Source organism: Calothrix sp. NIES-2100, from assembly GCF_963875285.1.
Classification (GTDB): Bacteria; Cyanobacteriota; Cyanobacteriia; order Cyanobacteriales; family Nostocaceae; genus Aulosira.
This window is the reverse complement of sequence record NZ_CAWNLA010000001.1, coordinates 4,246,606-4,266,792: the sequence shown is the minus strand read 5'-3', so window position 1 is coordinate 4,266,792 and position 20,187 is coordinate 4,246,606. Positions and strand designations below refer to the sequence as shown.

Here is a 20,187-nt window from a genome sequence, read left to right as displayed (position 1 = left end):
ATGGTTTCTAGTGGGCTACTTTTGCTTGGGAAACGATTGGATATCGATTTTTCGTTATTTGCTCATGTGGTAGGTCTGTTCAAATTAGTCCTTATTCCGGAAAATAGCCATGACTATTGCTAAGACCCAATTTCCCATTGATCTCGGTGCTTACAAATATTTAGCACTCAATCCCGCCAATGCTACTCTGACGGCACAACAGCGAGACACTCTCAAGGCGAATATTCAACTTTGTCGAGATGCGATCGTCTTTTTTACAGCCACAGGTGCGGCTAGAGGAGTGGGTGGTCACACTGGTGGGCCCTACGATACAGTCCCAGAGGTGATGATTCTGGATGCTTTCTTCCGGGGTGCATCTGAGCAATTTGTGCCAATTTTCTTTGATGAAGCTGGACATCGTGTTGCTACTCAGTACCTCATGGCGACGCTACATGGTGAATTACCAGCAGAACAACTCCTACGCTATCGAGAGGCACATTCACATTTACCAGGACATCCAGAATTAGGGCTAACGCCTGGTGTAAAATTTAGCTCTGGACGCTTGGGTCATGTGTGGCCTTACGTAAATGGGGTGGCAATGGCGAATCCCGGTAAAGTGGTTTTCTGTCTTGGTTCCGATGGTTCCCAGCAAGAAGGTAACGATGCGGAAGCGGCGCGGTTGGCGATCGCTCAACATCTCAATGTGAAGCTGATTATTGATGATAATGATGTGACGATCGCGGGTCATCCTTCTAAATATTTACCTGGCTTCACCGTCGCCAAAACTCTAGAAGGTCACGGGTTAAAAATACTTGAGGGAGATGGGGAAGATTTAGACGATTTATATCGCCGTCTTTGTGAAGCTGTGAATACACCAGGCGCGATCGCACTCATCAACAAACGCCCCATGTGTCCTGGAATTGAAGGCTTAGAAGGTTCCACCCACGGACATGATGTGATTTCCGTCGATTTGGCGATTAAATATCTCGAATCTCGGGGACAAACTGCGGCTGTGGAATACCTCAAGAGTATCGAGAAACCCAAGCAAACCTATACATTTCTCGGTTCTAGCGATAAATGGGGTGCTAACCGCAATGTCTTTGGGGAAGCTATGGTAAGTGTCCTCAGCCGCATGAGTGAAGCAGAACGCAAGGAAAAAGTCTTAGTTATTGATAGCGATTTAGAAGGCTCATGCGGATTGAAGAAAATCCATGATACCTATCCCGAAATTTTTATCCCCTCTGGCATCATGGAAAGGGGTAACTTCTCAGCTGCGGCTGGATTTGGGATGGTAAAAGGCAAACAAGGTATTTTCGCCACCTTCAGCGCCTTTTTGGAAATGTGCATTTCCGAAATCACGATGGCTCGGCTGAACTATTCCAACGTCCTGTGTCACTTTTCTCACGCAGGTATCGATGACATGGCGGATAACACCTGTCACTTCGGTTTAAACAATATGTTTGCCGATAATGGCTTGGATGACGGCTATGAAACAAGATTGTACTTTCCCGCAGATGTTAATCAAATGACAGCCTGTGTGGAAACTGTGTTTTCCGATCCTGGATTGCGGTTTATTTTCTCTACCCGTTCCAAAGTGCCCAATATCTTGGATAGTAAAGGTAATGACTTCTTTGGCAGTGGTTACAAATTTGTCCCTGGTAAAGATGAAGTTATCCGCGAAGGCACACAAGGTTATATTGTGAGTTTTGGTGATGCTTTATATCGTAGCCTTGATGCTGTAGAACGCCTCAAGCAGGAAGGATTAGACGTAGGTTTGATTAACAAACCTACTTTAAACGTAGTGGATGAAGAAGCGATCGCTAAAATTGGCAAAGCACCCTTCGTTCTGGTGGTAGAAGCCTTCAACCGTCGGACTGGCTTAGGTAGCCGTTTTGGTTCCTGGCTGTTAGAACGTGGCTTGACTCCCAAATATGCGCACCTGGGAACGCATAAAGAAGGTTGCGGTGGTTTGTGGGAACAATACCCACATCAAGGTATTGATCCTGTGAGCATTATTAACAAGGTGAAGGAATTACAATAATTCGTAATTCGTCAACCAATTTTGGATTTTGGATTTTGGATTTTAGATTAAAAATTCCTCAATCCAAAATCTAATATCAATTTGAAAAAAGAATGAGACAGATGCATCTTTACCGGCGGCGAAACCCCCGCCTTTACCACAATCTACATGTCACGATCATTAATTGAATCGTTATAAAATCCGGTAATTACAAATGACCAATGACAAATGACTAATGACAAATTACAAATTACGAACAATCACCAAACATTCATTTGGCGCCTTACTCAACATCTCTGGAAACGCTGGAGTATAGTTACCATCTGCATCCACAACTTTACGAAGTGTATAATCGCCAAGTCCAGGAAACATGCCGAAAAAAATGTTCTTGCGATACCAAATATCGCCATTTGGAGAATTTTCGTCTTGGATCATGGTAAAATTTAATATCCACTTGGGAATTGTCAACCCAAAAGCAAAAGCCATGATTTGCGATCGCTGCAAAGTTTCATCTTCAAACTGAATTTTGTAGGTAAACCGAGCTATTTGGGCACCAATAAGTAATAGCCATCCAGCAAATGAATTATGAAAAGTCCACTGCAATGGAGCAAAGACAGGTAGAACTAAGCTCAGGGTTTGGGTGTCCCATTCTAAGTTGTACATGGTGATGCAAGTATCAGGAAGGGGATTGCCATCCATAAAGAATACACCCTTGAGGGGCGTTGGTAACTTTGTTTCGGCGATGGGAATCATCCAGGTTGCAATATTGTCGAGTTGCTTTTTCTCGATTGGTTCAATCATAATAGCGGCTAGGGGCTAGGGGCTAGAGAAGAAAGATTTTACATGAACTCGTTGTGTGATTTATCACATTATCTGATATCTTGCACCTTTACGGGTAATTACTTGTTGTGAAAATAAAAGTCATTAATTTAACAGGATAAAACTTGGCATTTTTAGTCCATTACAATGGACTTCAATACTTTTCGCTCAAGGTGAAAGGGTTAGGGTTAAAGGTTTTTTCATTCCCCTTTTTCCCCTTAACCGAAAAGTATTGGGATGTCTCCTATCTATGAGCAAAGCCTTGTAGGACTAAATTATTAGGAGTAACAGCAGTTACTTTTTCAAAATCCCACTTAACCTCTGTAAATGAGTTCCATTGATAATTTTTCAACAAATACAGACAGAACATTTTTATTATGCCAATTGATAATGATCTGCCAGGACAAACTCGCTCATGTCCCTCGCCGTTCCAAGATACAATATCAGAGAAATCTCGCGTTAAGTCAAAATCATCTGGATTTTGATATCTTTGCGGATCTCGATTAGCAGTAAAGATAGAGCCAAGCAACCGAGTACCTTTTTGGAATGGACATTGTTTCCCACCGATTTCAACTGTCCCCCTTTCTGTAGTGAGTTGGCTAACAAATCGCACAGGTGGATAAAGACGCGCCGTTTCCAAAATTACTTTATTGATGAGTGTTGACTGTTCTATCGCGTAGCCGCTGGGAGTATTGTTTCCATCCCAAACAGCATTAATCTCTGCTTCTACATCATCTCTTAAGCTATCATTGAGGCAGAGAACACCAATTACAGATCCCAAAAGCGCACTTGTACCAGCAGTGCCGGCAATATGAATCATATCGAAGATGCTGTTAGCAATTTGGTGTTCGTTCAACTGATACTGGGCAGCAATTTGCATGTATGATGCCCATTTTGGCGATTGTTTGTATCGCTCGATTAACCGCTGACGATGACGAATGTTTGGTGCTGTTTTAAAAGACAGGAGATACTTGCTCACGAAATTTGGCAAGGATGAGAGAACCAAACCTTTAATATAAGCAGCCGATGCAGTGATTTCTTCCTCAGATAATGAAATCTGGAAAACAAGTTGGTGCAAAATCGCTAACATCATCTTAGGCAAATCATTGCCGATGTGTAACTGATTTTGTGTCGCCGCTTTTGACAAGGATTGATCGACTAATTGTCCTAAAAACTCTGCCTGTGCAGATGGATCTGGTAATGCTTGCAAGAACACAGCACGAACTCCTGTGTGTTCATTACCATTCATTCCCAAGCTCAATGGATTGTTGAGCATGTAGCTAGAAGCTAAGATTCTAATGATACCTAAATCATTTCCCCGCAATTGCGGCTCGACTTGCATTAGTTCCTTCACCTGAGAGTGAGAGGAATGCATAATCGCCTGATCTACTGCAAAAAATTTGTCTCCGATATTGTCCCTGCGGATGTAAAGAAAATCCCTCCATGCCTTCAGCAATATCGAGCCATCCAGATAATAAAAAACCAAGCGCAGCAGCTTGCCAATCGGAGTGTTATAACCAACTTTGGCGAGAAGGCGTGAAAGCCTAATTTGGCGGTTGTGGCCTTTGAGAATTTTTTCTTTGAGTTCCATAATGTTCTCTATCTAGGGCATGGGGCATGGGGCAACTGTATTTACACAAATGACAAATGACAAATGACCATTTAAATATTAATGCTCTGAGGAATTTTGGAAGGGAGCAGATACTCATAGGGTGGACGGTTCAAGTTGCGCTGATTGATGGTATTTTCAACTTGTTGCAGATTTTCCTGGAACCCTTGCAAAAAGGGTTTTACGCGCGCGTCAGTAAAGTATCCCTGCGGATATTCACCGAGTTTATTAAAATATACTGAACCCAGCAACGCCAGCAGGTTGTATTGTCGTTGCGACTGATCTAGGGGTGAGAGCAAATTGAAGTAGTCTTCCTCAGTAACTTCTCCTTGGAGAGTTGAGGCGGGTAAATAACCTGCCAAAGGTGTGGAGCCGGCATAGCCCATTAAATCTTTCTGGGGAAAGTTAACGGCTGCATGTTGGGCGCTGGCGGTGAAAATGATCAGCGTTACGGCATCAACTAGGTATTCTCGCGTCTGGATACGTCCATCTTCCCCAAACTCGCTAATGCGTCCACCTTCATACGCTTGAACTTCGGCAGCCCATGATTGCAAAGCGGCATCATTTTGAATTTCTTTATCTGTAGGGTAGTAAAGTTTGAGGTAGTCGGCAACCCATTGATGAATGGCATCCCAGACTAATAGGGCATCATCTCGGTAAGGATAAACAGGTAGCAAATTGCGATCGCCTACACCGCGCTGCTCGAATTGCTTTGGTAACATGGCACCGTTGAAGCCATAGCTTTGCAATCCCTTCACGGCTAACACTCGTGAGTTATCAATTGTCGATGATAGCAATCTATCTACCCCACCGCCACGCGCAATCAGAATTCTTTGGGCGGCATCATTGATCGCTAAAGTACCTACAAAATGGGGGCGTAGCAGTAAACTCAGGGGGTGTGTACCTGGTAGTTGTCGATAGGTAGCCATGACAAAAGCACCGACAAACAAGTGGGTTCTGGCTAGGTGGGTAACAGGTTCATGGAAGTTAGCATCGGCTATTTGCACAATTGTTTTGGCAAACAACCAAGTGTATTTACCAGAGTTAGGTGTAATAATTGGGTAATCGGGGCCGGGAGTTTGCCCACATTGAATGGCTATTGGGCGCAGTAAACGATCGGGACTTGAGCCTTTGGGTACAGCAAACAGTGCTAGGGGCGCATAGACATATTTTTGGGCTTTTGGGTGTGTACCATTGAGCGCACCCGCAAAAATTCCATAATCTGCGAGGTAAAGTCTTCCTTCTTCCCCAGCTGCTTGTAATGAATCGTCGCTTCCCATGACGGCTTGGTAATGCTCATCCGTGACAGGAAAGCGATCGCTTGTGCTGGTTACTCTCTCAATCATCACTGGATTGTACCCAGCTACCCGCATATAGGCAAATACTTCATCTTCTTGAAAAGTTTTGGCGATCGCCGGGACTCCAATGATCGGGAACAACTTTTCGTACTCTGTCAGGTTGGTTACATGTCCTGTAGGCTGTCCTTCATACAGCATTTCAATTACCCGATTCAGAGTATCTCTGAGAATCTGGACTCCGTTGTCCTTGAGAATAGAAAAAAACAGATCGTCAAGTTCGTGAAAATCTTTGGATATTCCTTTAATCAAAAACTGGGGGATAATTTGCAGCAGCCTAGCAATAATGCTGATATTTAAAGGAATCGCTCCCTTGAATAAGGCTTCCAAAATAAACAATTTCACATCATCACGAACCGACTTAGAACCGCGATTACCTCGGTTGGTAATCAAGGTATTGACAAAAATCATCCGTAACTGCTGGGCTAACAAAAAATACCAGCTAGTGGAGAATTTTTCCCCTGGAGGTAGCTCATCCACCATCGCCAGGGGTGGAATATGGCTATAGTTATATCGATATTCCTGCCTAGCTATCTCCAGGCTTTGAGTAATTGGCAGACTTATCAAATTATCTGGTGATGAAGCAGTCATGGACATTCTTGCATATATTATTCAAAGAGAACTTCAAAACAGTTAGCTCTGTCTCGTAGAGCTTATCGAATATTTTGCCCTAGTGGTCGTTATTCACAGGTTGTGTTGCAAAAATTTGTATGGAACAGAACTCTGGTATAGATTACAGGTAATTATGCCGCTATTCCAGAAATTTTGGCGATAAACTTAAAATTACGTTTTACCACAAGTTAATGCTTTGTTAACCTTGCTTGTTTTACCCTAGCATCTACAAACAGCGATCGCATTTGCCAAAGCTAGTGGTTCATCGCATTAATTTTGCACAGTTGCAAGATCCCCGACTTCTTTTAAGAAGTCGGGGATCTAAACACGCCCGACTCATGTACTAGGCAAAACATAGGTGAAAAATATACTATTTTGGAGCAGTTTTGATGTTAAATGCAGTACAGACTATCAGTATCTTTCAAAAACAACCAGATCCGAAAATATTTGCCGCCGGACAAGTAATATTTGAGGTGGGAGAACCTGGAGATTGTATGTATGGTATTATAGAAGGCTCGGTTGATATATTAGTTGATGGCAAAATTGTAGAAACAATTACAGCCGGAGAAGTTTTTGCGATCGGCGCACTTGTAGGTGTAAAAAATAGAACTTATACAGCTATTGCCAAAACCGATTGTCAACTTGCTTTTCTTGATGAACAAAGGTTTCTGTTTGTAGTGCAAGAAACTCCCTTGTTTGCTCTGCAAGTGATGAAAAACTACTCAGAACGTCTGACTCGTGTAGAGCGATCGCTCTCTAGTCTTTCATTATAATAAATCATTCGTGAGAAGTAAGATCCCCGACTTCTTTGAGGATAGTGCTGGCGAATGGCGGGTTTGATCCTCAATATTGATCGCTTACCCAACATACCGCCCGCAGGCTAGAAGCCACTGGCTAACGCTACAAAGCCTACCTTCGTAGGCTAAGAAAATTTAGCCCACGAAGGTGGGCTTTGTTCAATTAGCCCCACCCTTCCAGGGTGAGGGCGGGATTTCGGGATCAGTGAGGGGTCTTACTCCTGATTCGCCAGCAGCATCCTTTGAGAAGTCGGGGATCTGGAAGGCGATCGCTTGAACGCACCTGATAATTAAATCTTTAGTTGATAAAATAAAAAGAAACCACTGACTAACAATGGTTTCAAATTGACAAAAAAGAGTCAATAGTCATTGGTCATTGGTCATTTGTTATTTCTCCCCTGTCTTCCTTGTCCCCCTTCCTTTCCCTCATCCCCCTCATCCCCTACTCACTCCAGTGGATTACTATAGGCACTAAAGCCATAAGCTAAAGTTTCTTTCCAAGCATCTGAAGGTTTGAGACTTTGATTAATTGCTTTAGCAAACGGGACTGGAATACCTTTGATGGTTTCCGGTAAAATTGCATATTCTGTTGTTGGTTCAACTGTATATTCTGGACACTTGGTTTTGATTCCAGCATTATTCAACATTTCCTGAATTTCTATCGCTGAATATTGCTTGAGATAAATGGGGTTTTTCCCAAATATATTCAGATTTCTAATGAAATTATGAATGATATGGGAAGGACAAGATTTGTTATGGAAAGAATGGTTAAAAACGAACATTCCCCCAGGCTTGAGGACGCGAAATATCTCAGTCAATAAGTTTCTTAACTGCACATCTGGTATATGCATAAATACACAGTTAGAAATTACTAAATCGACAGAATTATCTGCTAAAGGTAATACTTCTGCGGAATTACAAATTATATTAAATTCTGCCTCTGGAAAAAAGTCATACTCTTGCTTAACTTTGATTAATCTTCTTAACAAAGATTCAGAAATATCAATAGCATAATATTTTTGACATTGCAGATTTTTAGCTTTGGAAAGATGTAAGGGCGCACGTCCGTAGCCACAACCAATTTCCAGAACAGAATCAACAGATTTATTCATCGGAAATTTATTCCAAGTCCCCCCAGGTTTACCACCTAACAAAGTGTAATCTTGTTTAATTGGTGATGTTTCTGCTACCTGCTCAATTTTTTGGGAACCATAGTATGTCTTACCAATTGCATCCCATTTTTGTTTATGTTCAGTATTTTTTAAATCTTCATAGTTTTTCGGAAAATAAATGCCATCCCGCAGATGAAATTCACTGAGACTAATTCTAGGTGTTTCTAATTGAGTCATCGGAGTATTTTTTTGATGTATAACTAGATATTTTTCTTGTTATACTCCTACCCAATAATTAACCGCAAGTGTGATTTTATCTAAATTATAGCAGTCCATTAGCTCCCTGACTTTTTGGATAAGTCGGGGATCTGGAAGGAGCGAATTTAAAAAAATCATCTAAGATTAATTACTTGAAAATGCAGTGGACTGCTGAAAAAAAATCTGTTAAGCAACGATATTTTTTAAATATTCTCAAATAAAATCATTGTCAATTATCAGTAATTTTACTATCAGACAGTTAAATTGCTTTACAAATACTTTAAATTTAATTATAGACGACAATGATCGGAGACTGTGCGGTAATGAATGAAGAGTCACAACAAAAACGGGTAGTAGTTGTAGGCGCAGGTTGGGCTGGTTTAGGCGCAACCTACCACTTAGCAAAACAAGGATATGATGTGACGCTTCTAGAAGCAGGGCCTTATCCTGGGGGATTGGTTGCTGGTTGGAAAACAGCCGCAGGACGTTCTGTAGAAGCGGGTATACATGGCTTTTGGTATCCTTACAGAAATATTTTTGCACTCATCAATGAATTAGGAATTAATCCTTTTACATCATGGACTCGTTCTGCGCAATATTCCCCTGCGGGTTTGGAAGTGGAATCGCCAATTTTTCAAGAGTTACCACGTCTTCCTTCACCACTCGGAACTTTCCTCTACACTCATTTTCAGCGTCTACCATTAATAGATCGTTTGAGTGCCTTACCTTTACTTTATGCTGTAGTTGATTTTGATAATTCTCATGAAGCATGGCGGCGTTATGACTTTGTCACGGCGCGAGAATTATTCAAAGATTTTGGTGTGTCGGCGCGACTTTATAAAGAAGCATTTGAACCAATGTTATTGGTAGGATTGTTTGCTCCTGGCGAACAGTGTTCAGCCGCCGCAACTTTAGGAATGCTGTACTTTTTTATTCTGGCACATCAGCCTGATTTTGATGTGGTTTGGTGTCGGGGAACTGTGGGAGAAAAAATATTTCGCCCTTGGGTAGAAAAAATTGAAAAAGCTGGTGCGAAAGTTTTATCGAAACGGCGAGTAACTGACTTAATAGTTGATAGTAATAATCAAGCCAAGGGCGTGGTTTGTGATGATGAAGTGTTTGATGCTGACGCTGTGATTTTTGCCGTTGGTGTGACGGGAATGAAGAAAATTGTTGCCAATAGCCCCAGTTTACAAAGTTGTGAAGAATTCCGCAATTTAAATAATTTGGGAGCAATTGATGTTTTAGCAACGCGGTTATGGTTTGACAGCCAGATAAATATTCCTCGTCCTTCTAATGCTTGTTTTGGATTTGATGATACTACAGGATGGACATTTTTTGACTTAAATGCCCTGCATGATGAATATAAAAATGAATCAGGAACGGTAATTGAAGCTGATTTTTATCACGCTAATCAATTTCTCAATTTAAGTGATGCGGAAATTGTGCCCATAGTGCAGCGTTATTTAGCAACTTGCGTCCCCGGTTTTCGCGAAGCAAAGGTGATTGATAGCAGTGTCATTCGCCTAGCAAATGCGGTGACTCATTTTGCGCCAGGAAGTTATCGTCATATGTTACCAGCCAAGACAAGTTTGGCGAATGTATTTATGAGTGGCGATTGGATTGTTAACCGTCATGGTTCATGGTCGCAGGAAAAGGCTTATGTTACTGGCTTAGAAGCCGCGAATTTGGTAGTGTCCTATTTAGGAACAGGTCAGCCATCTGTGATTTTACCAGTAGAAGCAGATGAAGCACATATACAAGTAGCGCGATCGCTCAACCAAACAGTGCGTCATCTAAGCAAATCCATTATGCCTAATTTTTGGTTACCTTAGCAGCCAGCTTGGGCATGGGGCATTGGGCATTTGTAAGACTCCCACACTGCCCACACTCCCCATATCTCCCTAGCCCCTAGCCGCTCATGGGTGACTTAAATAATAGTTAAGCTATAACAGCAAAAGGTAGTTTTGGATATTAAGAAGTGCGAAGTCGTCAATTCCTTTATATCTTGTTTGCCATTAGCTTAGTTGGTATACTAGGCTTTTCTTATATATCAGAGCGATCGCCTATCGGTAAATGTTATAAAAGTGGCTTTTTAAATTTTAGTCAAAAATATTACATTCAACCCGAAAAAATAGTTATTCAGCCTTGGCGTGGTCAGCATCATGTCTATGGCATTTTTATGATTCCAGATGAATATATACATGACTATTTGTTGCAATTTAAGTTACCAGGAGACAGGACTTACTGTGGAACTGTGTACTCTGGTATTAGTACTGATTTACAAAGTATCAGTTTGCCACCAGGTAATTACTTAGTTACGGGATTTGTAAATACAAGGTTGGCTTTGTTGCTGATAGCACAAGGAAAGCTAGATTACTTACAACAACCAAGTAATTGGAAATTGGGAATTGGGGATCAGAGGGAGTTCAGGGGAAGAGGGGGAAGAGGGAGATGAGGGAAGGGGGAAGGGGAAAGGGGGACAAGGGGGACAAGGAGGACAAGGAGGACAAGGTCGATAAAAAAGAAATACCCAATGCCCCCATGCCCCATACCCATTTAAACCAACATCCCTGCAATACAAGCAGTGATAAAACCTGCCAGTAATCCGCCAATCATGGATTTTACACCCATACGCGCTAGGTCATGTTGGCGATCGGGTGCTATACCTGCAATACCACCTACAGTAATTCCTATAGAGCCAATATTCGCAAAATTACATAATGCATAAGTGGCAATAATTATCGCCCTTTGGGAAATTTTGCCACTAGCAATCAGGGCCTTTAAATCTAGAAAAGCAATAAACTCATTGAGAATTGTCTTTGTACCCAATAATGCGCCTACTTGCAAACAATCAGCCCAAGGCACACCCATCAACCAGGCTACAGGAGCCATAATAAAAGACAAAATCCACTGCAATGACAACTGCGGTAAACTAACAAACCCTCCCAACCACCCCAGAAAAGCATTGAAGGCAGCTAGTAACCCCAAAAACGCTATGATCATTACCGCAACATTAACTGCTAGCTTCACGCCATCAATTGCCCCTGTAGTAGTAGCATCAATCACATTGATGTAATTTGTTTCCACTTTAAGCTTGGCATGACCAGCGGTTTCTGATATTTCCGTTTCTGGATAAAGCAGTTTTGATACTACCAAGGATGTAGGCGCAGTCATAAAGAAAGCAGCAATTAAGTGTTCTGCTGGTATGCCAAATGACAAATAAGCTCCTAGTACTCCGCCGGCAATTGTGGCAAAACCACCCGTCATGACTGCATGGAGTTCTGATTGCGTCATTTTAGCTATATAAGGCTTAACTATTAATGCTGACTCAGTTGGCCCCAAAAATATATTGCCTGCACAGGATAAGGACTCAGAGCCTGATGTTTTCATCGTCTTCATCATTACCCACGCTAGCCCATTCACCACGCGCGGCAAAATTCCATAGTAATATAAGACACTACTAAAGGCAGAGAAAAAGATAATCGTGGGTAAAACCTGAAAGGCAAATAAATGATCCTTAAAATTTTCGCCAAAGACAAATTTTGCCCCCACATCCGAGAATGCCAAAAAATTGCTGACCACATCGCCTAAAGTTTTAAATATAGTCAAACCACCAGGAGTTTTCAGAATCAGCAGGGCAAATGTAAACTCCAAACCCAAACCCCAGGCCACTGTTCGCCAACGAATAGCGCTACGATTAACAGAGAGCGCGTAAGATATACCTATAAAAACTAATATTCCTAGGGCGGAAATAGCGCGTTCCATAATTAATTCCCAAAAATGCACTGCTGAGACACTTGGTCACAAAGCATACACAAAAATATGTCTTTTTTGACAAATTAGTTTGATAACCTGAAGTTTACTAGATGAGAATTTACTTATGAATCGAGCATTTCGCAAATATCATCGCCAGATTGCTATCATCCTATGTCTGCCCTTGTTTTTGACTGTGTTGACTGGTTTGGGCTACACCATTGTAGATGAATGGTTTGGACAAGGCGAATTAGGGGAATTATTTCTCCGCATTCACACTATGGAAATATTACATTTAGGCAAAATTTATCCGTTGTTGAATGGTTTGGGGTTAATCGGCTTGTTGATTACTGGTATAAGTATGACGGGCTTATTTCGCAAACGTTCAGATTCACATAGCTAGGGGCTAGGGAGATGAGGGAGATGTGGCTCGACTTCGCGGTAGTTGAGCGGAGCCGAAACTCACCAACCGGGGGACAAGGGAGACACACTTCGGCTTCGCTCAGTGACCGGGGGATAACTATTGACTATTGACTATTGACCATTGACTATGGACACGCAAAGCGCAGTCAAAAAAAAAGACCCCCGGTAGTTAGCCGAGGGATTCTGCAAGTCGGTATTGTCGCACAAAGACATTCGCGAACCTCAAGATACCAACTTGACAATTCAAATATCTGCCAAAATGCCAAATCTATATGTTTACAGGATTGTAGACAATCTGCTTGCGATCGCTTCTCCAGCTAAAGCCTTGTTTAATGCTGTATTATGTCTCGGATTAGCACAGCTGACGGTGTTGCTGAAATCAGGGATGAAAGTTTGTCATTAAAATCTTAAAACTATCATTTTTTCTGCCCTGCTGTTGCCTCATGCGTGAGACAAATGATACCGCAAATCTGCAACACTAAAATTTTTATCTTAACAAGTTAGAAGACTCCAGGTGAAGCGAAGCGCAACCTGGGGATGAATAACGGTTAAAAACGAAACACCCTCTTAGACAATATTTCGTACAACGAAATAAGTTTAGGAGGGTAGTTGAGTTTTTGACAACTTTTTGATAATCTACTTAATAGAAATTCAGAAAAAACATGATAGTCTACGAAGCAAAAGCAGAAACCAAAAAACAGCAGTTACTTAAGATAAATGAAGTCTTAAGGACTGCTCTTTTTGTGCGTAACTCTTGCCTGCGCTATTGGTTAGATGGTCATGCAAAAACTGGATTTGATTTAAATAAATATACGAAAGTTCTGTCAGACAATCCTGACTTTCCTTGGGTATCAAAATTGAACTCAACGGCAAGACAGGCAATGGCAGAACGAGCGTGGGCAGCAATCACAAGATTCTTTGATAATTGCCAGAAAAAGATCCCAGGCAAGAAAGGGTTTCCAAAATTTCGGAGATTTCAAACCAGACTATCTGTTGAATACAAGCAAAGTGGATGGTCGCTTTCAGAGTGCCGTCGATTCATAACATTCACACATAAATTTGGTGTGGGAACAATAAAATTAATGGGAACTCGTGACTTAAATCACTATCAAATAAGTCAGATAAAACGGGTAAGAATTGTTCGTCGTGTAGATGGAATATACATTCAATTCTGCATCGACCACGACAGAAAAGAGGAGTTAACACCAACAGGTAAATCTTTAGGCATTGACTTAGGATTAACCAGTTTCTACACCGACTCTGATGGTAATAAAATAGAAAATCCTCGGTATCTCAGAAAGTCCGAAAAGGTATTAAAAAAGGCACAACAAAGATTATCTCGTTGTGCCAAAGGGTCGAAAAATCGTGTTAAAGCACGGAATCGACTCGGAAGGAAGCACCTGAAAGTACAACGCCAGCGTCAAGATTGGTGCGTGAAATTAGCCCAATGCGTAGTGAAGTCGGCAGACATCGTGGCTTATGAGAACTTACAGGTGCGCAATATGGTGAAAAATCATCATCTTGCCAAAAGTATTTCTGACGCGAGTTGGTCAACTTTCACTAACTGGTTGGAATATTTTGGCAAAGTATATGGGCGAGTTGTGATAGCTGTACCTCCTCACAATACGACAATCAACTGTAGTAATTGTGGGCATCCAGTACACAAAATATTGAGTACTAGGACACATATCTGCCGTGCTTGCTCATATATCGATTGCCGAGATATTAATGCCGCAAAAAATATTCTTAACAGAGGATTAGAACTGATTAAAAATACCGATGGGCTATCGGAAATTCACGCTTCTGGAGAGCTTGATCCCTGCTCAAAGAAGGCAACTTCTGCGAGTAAATCATCTCGTGGAAAGAAGAATCCCCGCACATAGCGAAGTGACGTACGGGGAGTGTCAATATGCTAAATTTAATGGAAATTATAATAAGATTGTCCGACGTAACCAGACAATAAAGATTTTTCAGGATAGCTGTTGATGTCAAGCTCAACTGTTAACTCAAAAGCCGATGTTTGGCCTTGTACTTTGTATTTAGTAATCCAAGTATAAATCTTTGACAAAGAGAATCAATTGATACTGCAATAGTTGCAACCTCAGCTTTAAATCAAAAATTATCTTAAAAAAATCTAAAAAACTATGTTAAGTATCTCTGTTAATTTGGGTTTACCGCGTGTACCCAACTTGGTGACTTCTTTACCAGGGCCGCGTGCCCAAGCAATTATAGAACGCGATCGCGCTGTAACTTCTCCTTCCTACACTAGAGATTATCCCTTGGTGGTGGCTAGGGGTGAAGGTTGTATGGTGGAAGACGTTGATGGCAATGTTTTCTTGGATATGACAGCAGGTATTGCTGTTACCAACACCGGACACGCCCATCCAGAAGTTGTGGCTGCAATTCAAGCCCAGTCAGCACAGTTGCTACATATGTCGGGGACTGATTTTTATTATGAACCGATGGTAGAATTGGCGGAAAAATTAGCGGTTCGCGCCCCTTTTCCCCAAGGTGCAAAGGTATTTTTTACTAACTCAGGGGCAGAGTCTAACGAAGGCGCAATTAAACTGGCTCGATATTACACCAAGCGATCGCACATCGTCGCATTTTTGGGCGCATTCCACGGACGCACCTATGGCGCAATGTCTTTGACTGGTTCTAAAGCAGTGCAAAGAGCCAATTTTGGGCCTTTTGTTCCGGGAGTGACTCATATTCCCTACGGCACTCATGCAAGCTTGGATTATCTAGAAAAACAGCTATTCCCGACCATATTACCACCTGAGGAAATTGCAGCAATTGTAGTCGAAGCAATTCAAGGTGAGGGGGGATACATCGTCCCAGAGTCAGGATTTTTGCCACGAATTCGCGATATATGCGATCGCTATGGCATCCTGATGGTAGTAGATGAAGTGCAATCCGGGATGGGACGCACCGGTCGCCTATTTGCGATCGAGCATTGGGGCGTAATGCCAGATATTATAACCACAGCCAAAGGTATCGCCAGCGGTTTACCCTTAGGTGCAATACTCTCCCGCCCAGAATTAATGACTTGGCCTCCTGGTGCCCATGCAACTACATTTGGCGGTAATCCAGTAGCTTGCGTTGCTGGTATTGCCACACTGCGACTGTTAGAAGATGGTTTGATAACTAACGCTTCTCAGATGGGAGAGTTATTACAAGCTGGTTTAACGCAACTGCATCAGAGATTTCCCAGATTATCCTTACCGCGAGGTAAAGGTTTAATGGTAGCGGTAGATTTATTGGATGAAGAAGGTAATCTTGATCGTCACATGCGCGATCGCATAATTCAAGAAGCCTTCTTACGGGGTTTGTTATTACTTGGTTGTGGTAAAGCCGCAATTCGTTTTTGTCCACCTTTAATTATTGATAGCAACCAAATTCAGATTGGCTTAGATATTCTCGCGGATATTTTAGGTTCTTAGGAAGGCAGAAGGCAGAGGGCACAAGGGGGATGAGGAAAAGGAGACAAGGGGGACAAGGAGGACAAGGGGGACAAGGAAGATAAATGCCCAATGACAAATGACAAATGACAAATGACTATTGACAAATAATTATGAAACCCGAACTTGCTATTCATCTTTACTCATTACTGTGGCAAGAATATAGTGCCAGAGTAAATTATGCTCGCACCTATCAGCAAATGATTACAGCGGCTGGTGGGATTGTTGCTAATGATCACATTGCTTTGCGGTCTTTGCGTCTGTCGCTGGATAGCCCAAAAGGTCAGGTTAGCTTGGGAATGGACTACCTTGAACAACTAGCCACAGCTTTGGGTTACGTAGCAGGGGGGGAATATATTTTTCCCGAAACTCATTTATATGCCCGTCATTATACTCACCCGCAGGAAGCAAAATTTGATTTGCCTAAGCTGTTTATCAGTGAGTTAATTGTTGATGAATTGCCTGATAGAATTGCCCAACTCATCCAAAAAACAGTATCTTCACTTCAGGATGAACTCATCTTTTCTGTAACTGATGCTTTACCAGAAGATGGGAACGTAGAAAGTATTGCCCAACAACTCCACAAAATCTTTACTCGTCCTTGGCTACCTCCCCAACGTTCAGTTGTGGAAGAAGTTAACCAAGTAACTCAGTATGGTGCTTGGGTATTGTTGCATGGTTATGCTGTTAACCATTTCACAGGCTACGTCAACCGCCAGAACGCAGCAAAATACCCAGATATTGAGGCTACAGTTAGCGGTTTAGTTAACCTGGGTGTCCCGATGAAAGCGGAGATAGAAGGTAATATTGCTTGGGGTTTGCGTCAAACTGCAACTCAAGCAGTAAAAGAAATGGTAACAGTTTTAGATGATAACAGCGGTGAGGAAATTCAGATTCCTTGGACTTACGCTTATTATGAAATTGCCCAGCGTTATCCTGTAGAAATAGAACCGGGAAAACATATACTGTTTGATGCTTTTTTGGGTAAGAATGCCCAGCAATTATTTGAAATGACGCGGGTTGGTAGTAAGTAAATCTCGTCCATTTTGAAACCTGGAGTAGTGCGGGCATCTTGCCCGCTACAAAGAGCAGGGAGCTATTAAAACTATGGTTCTCAAATATAGATGTAGTTTAATTTTATCAGTGGCGGGGCGACTATTTGTTTGTGAAGTTGCGATCGCATTACAGGTCGATGCAACTCAATTGTAGGGCGATGTTGAAAAACTTAAATGTAGGGTGTGTTGTCGCCAAGCGCCGCACCGACGCACCATTAATGATTCAAGATGCCGTAACTTCAGCAGTAAAATACTCTACAAATAATTTATATTTCTTCACATACATTAGATTTTTCTCGCTGACTTACTGATAAATCAACTTGTTGGTCAAGCTTGATAGACAATATCTGATTGTTACAAAATCCCAAAAAAAATTAGCTAGGGTTGATTTTGACCGTCAACTCGCAGTAAATTACTGATAATAATCCCTAAAATAGCGTTTTTTGCTCCAACAGTAGATATTAAATAGTTTTTATCTGTACAGCTAAATTCCTAAATTATATAAAAAAAATGGTAAAAAAATATACTAGTTAATTTTTTCGTGTCCATTATTTGACAAATTATCAGCTTAAAAGATAGAGGACGCAAAATGAGTTTAATTGGGGTAACGCTGCGAAATCGATATCAAGTTTTTAAATTGTTGGGAATTGGTGGATTTGGTGAGACTTACCTGGCTTATGATTTGGATTTACCCGGTTACCCTACATGCGTAGTCAAGTATCTCAAACCTAAAAATGCAAATCCTGCGATTTTAGAGATTGCTCAAGACAAGTTTGACAAAGAAGCAAAAATTTTATACAAACTTGGTAACACACATCCGCAAATTCCCCAATTATTTGCCCATTTTCTAGAAAACAGAGAATTTTATTTAGTTCAAGAATATGTTGATGGCAATAATTTGGGCACAGAAATTATCCCTGGTTACCGTCAAAGCGAAGCTGACGTATTAAGACTTACGAAGGAAATCTTAGAAGTTTTAGCTTTTGTTCATCAACAAGGTATTATCCACCGAGATATCAAGCCACTGAATTTGATGCGGCGCAAAGATGGGAAAATTGTCCTGATTGACTTTGGCGCAGTTAAAGAAATTGGTGCTTTGCAAGTTAATCCTCAAGGTCAAAGTAGCCTGACAGTAGCAATTGGTACTCCTGGCTATATGCCAAGCGAACAACAGGCGCTTTATCCCCAGTTTAGTAGCGATATCTATGCAGTGGGGATTATTGCTTTTCAGGCTTTGACTGGGTTACAACCTCTCCAGCTACCACGAAATGCTAATGGTGAGATATGTTGTGCTTTGTTCCAAGGCACAGTTAATATCAGCCTTGGCGTTGCAGAATTTTTAGATAAAATGGTGCGCTATGACTATCGCCAGCGTTACCAAGATGCTAATGCTGCTTTGCAGGCTTTACAGCAACAGTTTAATATATCTCAGGCTCAAACATTGGTGCCAGCGCCACCAACAGCTAGGCTAATTTCTTCTCAGTCTGGTGGTGAGGCTTCTATTTTCCAAAAAATTAGGCAATTCTTCCAAGAGTTATTTAGTGAAAGTACACCGGATAATTCCTTTGCATCAACTATTCCGATTACTCAGCCTGCTTTTAATTCTGCCTCTAAACAGATAAATTTTGAACAACCAGAAGGACAGGTTAGCTTAGAATCAGCTTTTTATATAGAACGTCCACCGATTGAGAATGACTGTTATGAAGAAATTTTACGACCAGGGGCGCTGATTCGGATTAAAGCTCCTCGGCAAATGGGTAAGACTTCACTGTTAACGCGCATTCTCGATTGTGGAACAAAACAAGGTTATTCTGCTGCTTATTTAAACTTTCAATCAGCAGATGCAGAATTTTTTACTAACTTAGATAAATTCTTGCAATGGTTTTGTGTCAGTATTGCTCAAGAATTGAATCTCCAAGATAAATTAACAGAATATTGGCAAGGTGTTTTGGGTAGTAAAGACAAGTGTACAAACTACTTTCAAAGATATTTACTTTCAGAAATTCCTCACCCGATTGTTTTAGGTTTAGATGAAGTCGATCAAGTTTTTCAATATCCGCAAGTAGCCTCAGAATTTTTTGCTTTGTTACGAGCTTGGCATGAAACCTCTAAGAATAAAGAAATTTGGAAAAAATTGCGTTTGGCAATTGTTCATTCTAAAGAAGTTTATATTCCTTTAAATATTAATCAATCGCCCTTTAATGTGGGATTGCCCATTGAATTACCAGAGTTTAATAAATTACAGATAGAGGATTTGCTGCAACGCCATAATTTGCATTGGAATGAAGGAGAAATTCAGCAATTCATGGATATGTTAGGAGGACATCCTTATTTGGTGAGAAAAGCTATTTATGAAATAGCTCGTGGCAGGATGAATTTGTCACAATTATTACAAATTGCTCCTACAGAAGAAGGTTTTTACAGCGACCATTTACGTAGACATTTGTCGAATTTACAGGAGGATATTAACTTAGCTAGTGCTATGAAACAAGTAGTTACCGCTACTAGTTCAGTACGCATAGATTCTGGGTTGGCATTTAAATTACGCAGTATGGGATTGGTGAAATTTCAGGTGAATAATGTGATTTCTTCATGTGAGTTGTATCGTCAGTATTTTGATGAGCATTTGGGGTGAATTTATGAGGATGTCTAAAAAGCTTACAAGGGGAGCATCCCACTTTTTTACATGTCATTGCGTTCGCGAAACGTCTCGAAGAGAGGAACGAAGCAATCGCAAAATCTTCCAGTTCAGAGCGAGTCCATGAGATTGCTTCGTCGTTCCTCCTCGCAATGACATTTATTCTCTTGTTGAGAAATAAAAACTGGGATGCACCCGCTTACAAGTAGGTTGGGTTGAGGAACGAAACCCAACATTTGCGTTTCTTTGTTGGGTTTCACTCCGTTCAACCCAACCTACATTTCTGAGCGCAT

General features: G+C 41.3%; 16 protein-coding genes. 10 read left to right on the top strand and 6 right to left on the bottom strand.

The genetic code is table 11. The features are described 5' to 3' along the window. Positions 1 to 109: 109 nt before the first annotated feature. On the top strand, positions 110 to 2,020 hold the full coding sequence (locus tag AACU32_RS17400; protein ID WP_096601611.1) for a transketolase C-terminal domain-containing protein: 1,911 nt from the start codon (positions 110 to 112) through the stop codon (positions 2,018 to 2,020). A 222-nt stretch (positions 2,021 to 2,242) separates the two neighbouring features. On the opposite strand, the gene AACU32_RS17395 is transcribed toward AACU32_RS17400, so the two are convergent. The 3 genes from AACU32_RS17395 to AACU32_RS17385 all read right to left on the bottom strand — a co-directional run bounded on the left by AACU32_RS17395 (position 2,243) and on the right by AACU32_RS17385 (position 6,373). Beyond that, positions 2,243 to 2,800, bottom strand: coding sequence for a hypothetical protein (locus tag AACU32_RS17395; RefSeq protein ID WP_096601608.1), 558 nt, complete (start codon positions 2,798 to 2,800; stop codon positions 2,243 to 2,245). A 262-nt stretch (positions 2,801 to 3,062) separates the two neighbouring features. Further along, positions 3,063 to 4,409, bottom strand: a complete 1,347-nt coding sequence (locus AACU32_RS17390; protein WP_096601605.1) for a cytochrome P450 — start codon at positions 4,407 to 4,409, stop codon at positions 3,063 to 3,065. A 71-nt stretch (positions 4,410 to 4,480) separates the two neighbouring features. After that, positions 4,481 to 6,373: a lipoxygenase family protein gene (locus AACU32_RS17385; RefSeq protein WP_096601602.1), complete on the bottom strand. Its 1,893-nt coding sequence runs from the start codon at positions 6,371 to 6,373 to the stop codon at positions 4,481 to 4,483. A 410-nt stretch (positions 6,374 to 6,783) separates the two neighbouring features. Between AACU32_RS17385 and AACU32_RS17380 the strand changes: the two genes are divergently transcribed. Next, positions 6,784 to 7,167: a cyclic nucleotide-binding domain-containing protein gene (locus tag AACU32_RS17380; RefSeq protein WP_096601600.1), complete on the top strand. Its 384-nt coding sequence runs from the start codon at positions 6,784 to 6,786 to the stop codon at positions 7,165 to 7,167. 183 nt (positions 7,168 to 7,350) lie between these two features. Here AACU32_RS17380 and AACU32_RS17375 read toward each other — a convergent pair whose 3' ends face one another. Further along, positions 7,351 to 7,554, bottom strand: a complete 204-nt coding sequence (locus tag AACU32_RS17375; protein WP_096601597.1) for a hypothetical protein — start codon at positions 7,552 to 7,554, stop codon at positions 7,351 to 7,353. An 83-nt stretch (positions 7,555 to 7,637) separates the two neighbouring features. Next, entirely contained in the window at positions 7,638 to 8,540 is a 903-nt protein-coding gene (locus AACU32_RS17370; protein ID WP_096601594.1) for a class I SAM-dependent methyltransferase, read from the bottom strand. 344 nt (positions 8,541 to 8,884) lie between these two features. Between AACU32_RS17370 and AACU32_RS17365 the strand changes: the two genes are divergently transcribed. Continuing rightward, the gene (locus AACU32_RS17365) at positions 8,885 to 10,396 is read left to right on the top strand and encodes a hydroxysqualene dehydroxylase (RefSeq protein ID WP_096601591.1); all 1,512 of its coding nucleotides are present in this window, start codon (positions 8,885 to 8,887) and stop codon (positions 10,394 to 10,396) included. Positions 10,397 to 10,542: 146 nt separating this feature from the next. Continuing rightward, a complete protein-coding gene (locus AACU32_RS17360) occupies positions 10,543 to 11,019 on the top strand; it encodes a hypothetical protein (RefSeq protein WP_096601588.1) in 477 nt (158 codons plus the stop codon). 101 nt (positions 11,020 to 11,120) lie between these two features. Here the strand turns inward: AACU32_RS17360 and AACU32_RS17355 are convergent, their stop codons facing one another. After that, positions 11,121 to 12,329, bottom strand: coding sequence for a NupC/NupG family nucleoside CNT transporter (locus tag AACU32_RS17355; RefSeq protein WP_096601585.1), 1,209 nt, complete (start codon positions 12,327 to 12,329; stop codon positions 11,121 to 11,123). 115 nt (positions 12,330 to 12,444) lie between these two features. Here AACU32_RS17355 and AACU32_RS17350 point away from each other — a divergent pair, with 115 nt between their 5' ends. From AACU32_RS17350 to AACU32_RS17325, 6 genes are all read left to right on the top strand, one after another. Beyond that, complete coding sequence (locus AACU32_RS17350; protein WP_096601582.1) at positions 12,445 to 12,720, top strand: peptidase; 276 nt, start codon at positions 12,445 to 12,447, stop codon at positions 12,718 to 12,720. 216 nt (positions 12,721 to 12,936) lie between these two features. After that, entirely contained in the window at positions 12,937 to 13,143 is a 207-nt protein-coding gene (locus tag AACU32_RS17345; protein WP_339378006.1) for a hypothetical protein, read from the top strand. 259 nt (positions 13,144 to 13,402) lie between these two features. Continuing rightward, positions 13,403 to 14,623 carry an RNA-guided endonuclease InsQ/TnpB family protein gene (locus AACU32_RS17340; RefSeq protein ID WP_096601579.1) on the top strand — a complete coding sequence of 407 codons (1,221 nt, stop codon included), beginning with the start codon at positions 13,403 to 13,405 and terminating at the stop codon, positions 14,621 to 14,623. A gap of 261 nt (positions 14,624 to 14,884) precedes the next feature. After that, a complete protein-coding gene (locus AACU32_RS17335; RefSeq protein ID WP_096601576.1) occupies positions 14,885 to 16,183 on the top strand; it encodes an acetyl ornithine aminotransferase family protein in 1,299 nt (432 codons plus the stop codon). A 131-nt stretch (positions 16,184 to 16,314) separates the two neighbouring features. Then, entirely contained in the window at positions 16,315 to 17,235 is a 921-nt protein-coding gene (locus AACU32_RS17330) for a DUF1338 domain-containing protein (protein ID WP_096601573.1), read from the top strand. A 610-nt stretch (positions 17,236 to 17,845) separates the two neighbouring features. Further along, on the top strand, positions 17,846 to 19,891 hold the full coding sequence (locus tag AACU32_RS17325) for an AAA-like domain-containing protein (protein ID WP_096601570.1): 2,046 nt from the start codon (positions 17,846 to 17,848) through the stop codon (positions 19,889 to 19,891). Positions 19,892 to 20,187 lie beyond the last annotated feature (296 nt).

Coding starts and splice junctions, on each gene's coding strand:
- AACU32_RS17395 (WP_096601608.1), bottom strand. CDS start 2,800: ATGATTGAACCAATCGAGAAAAAGCAACTCGACAATATTGCAACCTGG.
- AACU32_RS17365 (WP_096601591.1), top strand. CDS start 8,885: ATGAATGAAGAGTCACAACAAAAACGGGTAGTAGTTGTAGGCGCAGGT.
- AACU32_RS17355 (WP_096601585.1), bottom strand. CDS start 12,329: ATGGAACGCGCTATTTCCGCCCTAGGAATATTAGTTTTTATAGGTATA.
- AACU32_RS17325 (WP_096601570.1), top strand. CDS start 17,846: ATGAGTTTAATTGGGGTAACGCTGCGAAATCGATATCAAGTTTTTAAA.
- AACU32_RS17400 (WP_096601611.1), top strand. CDS start 110: ATGACTATTGCTAAGACCCAATTTCCCATTGATCTCGGTGCTTACAAA.
- AACU32_RS17340 (WP_096601579.1), top strand. CDS start 13,403: ATGATAGTCTACGAAGCAAAAGCAGAAACCAAAAAACAGCAGTTACTT.
- AACU32_RS17330 (WP_096601573.1), top strand. CDS start 16,315: ATGAAACCCGAACTTGCTATTCATCTTTACTCATTACTGTGGCAAGAA.
- AACU32_RS17380 (WP_096601600.1), top strand. CDS start 6,784: ATGTTAAATGCAGTACAGACTATCAGTATCTTTCAAAAACAACCAGAT.
- AACU32_RS17350 (WP_096601582.1), top strand. CDS start 12,445: ATGAATCGAGCATTTCGCAAATATCATCGCCAGATTGCTATCATCCTA.
- AACU32_RS17335 (WP_096601576.1), top strand. CDS start 14,885: ATGTTAAGTATCTCTGTTAATTTGGGTTTACCGCGTGTACCCAACTTG.
- AACU32_RS17390 (WP_096601605.1), bottom strand. CDS start 4,409: ATGGAACTCAAAGAAAAAATTCTCAAAGGCCACAACCGCCAAATTAGG.
- AACU32_RS17385 (WP_096601602.1), bottom strand. CDS start 6,373: ATGACTGCTTCATCACCAGATAATTTGATAAGTCTGCCAATTACTCAA.
- AACU32_RS17370 (WP_096601594.1), bottom strand. CDS start 8,540: ATGACTCAATTAGAAACACCTAGAATTAGTCTCAGTGAATTTCATCTG.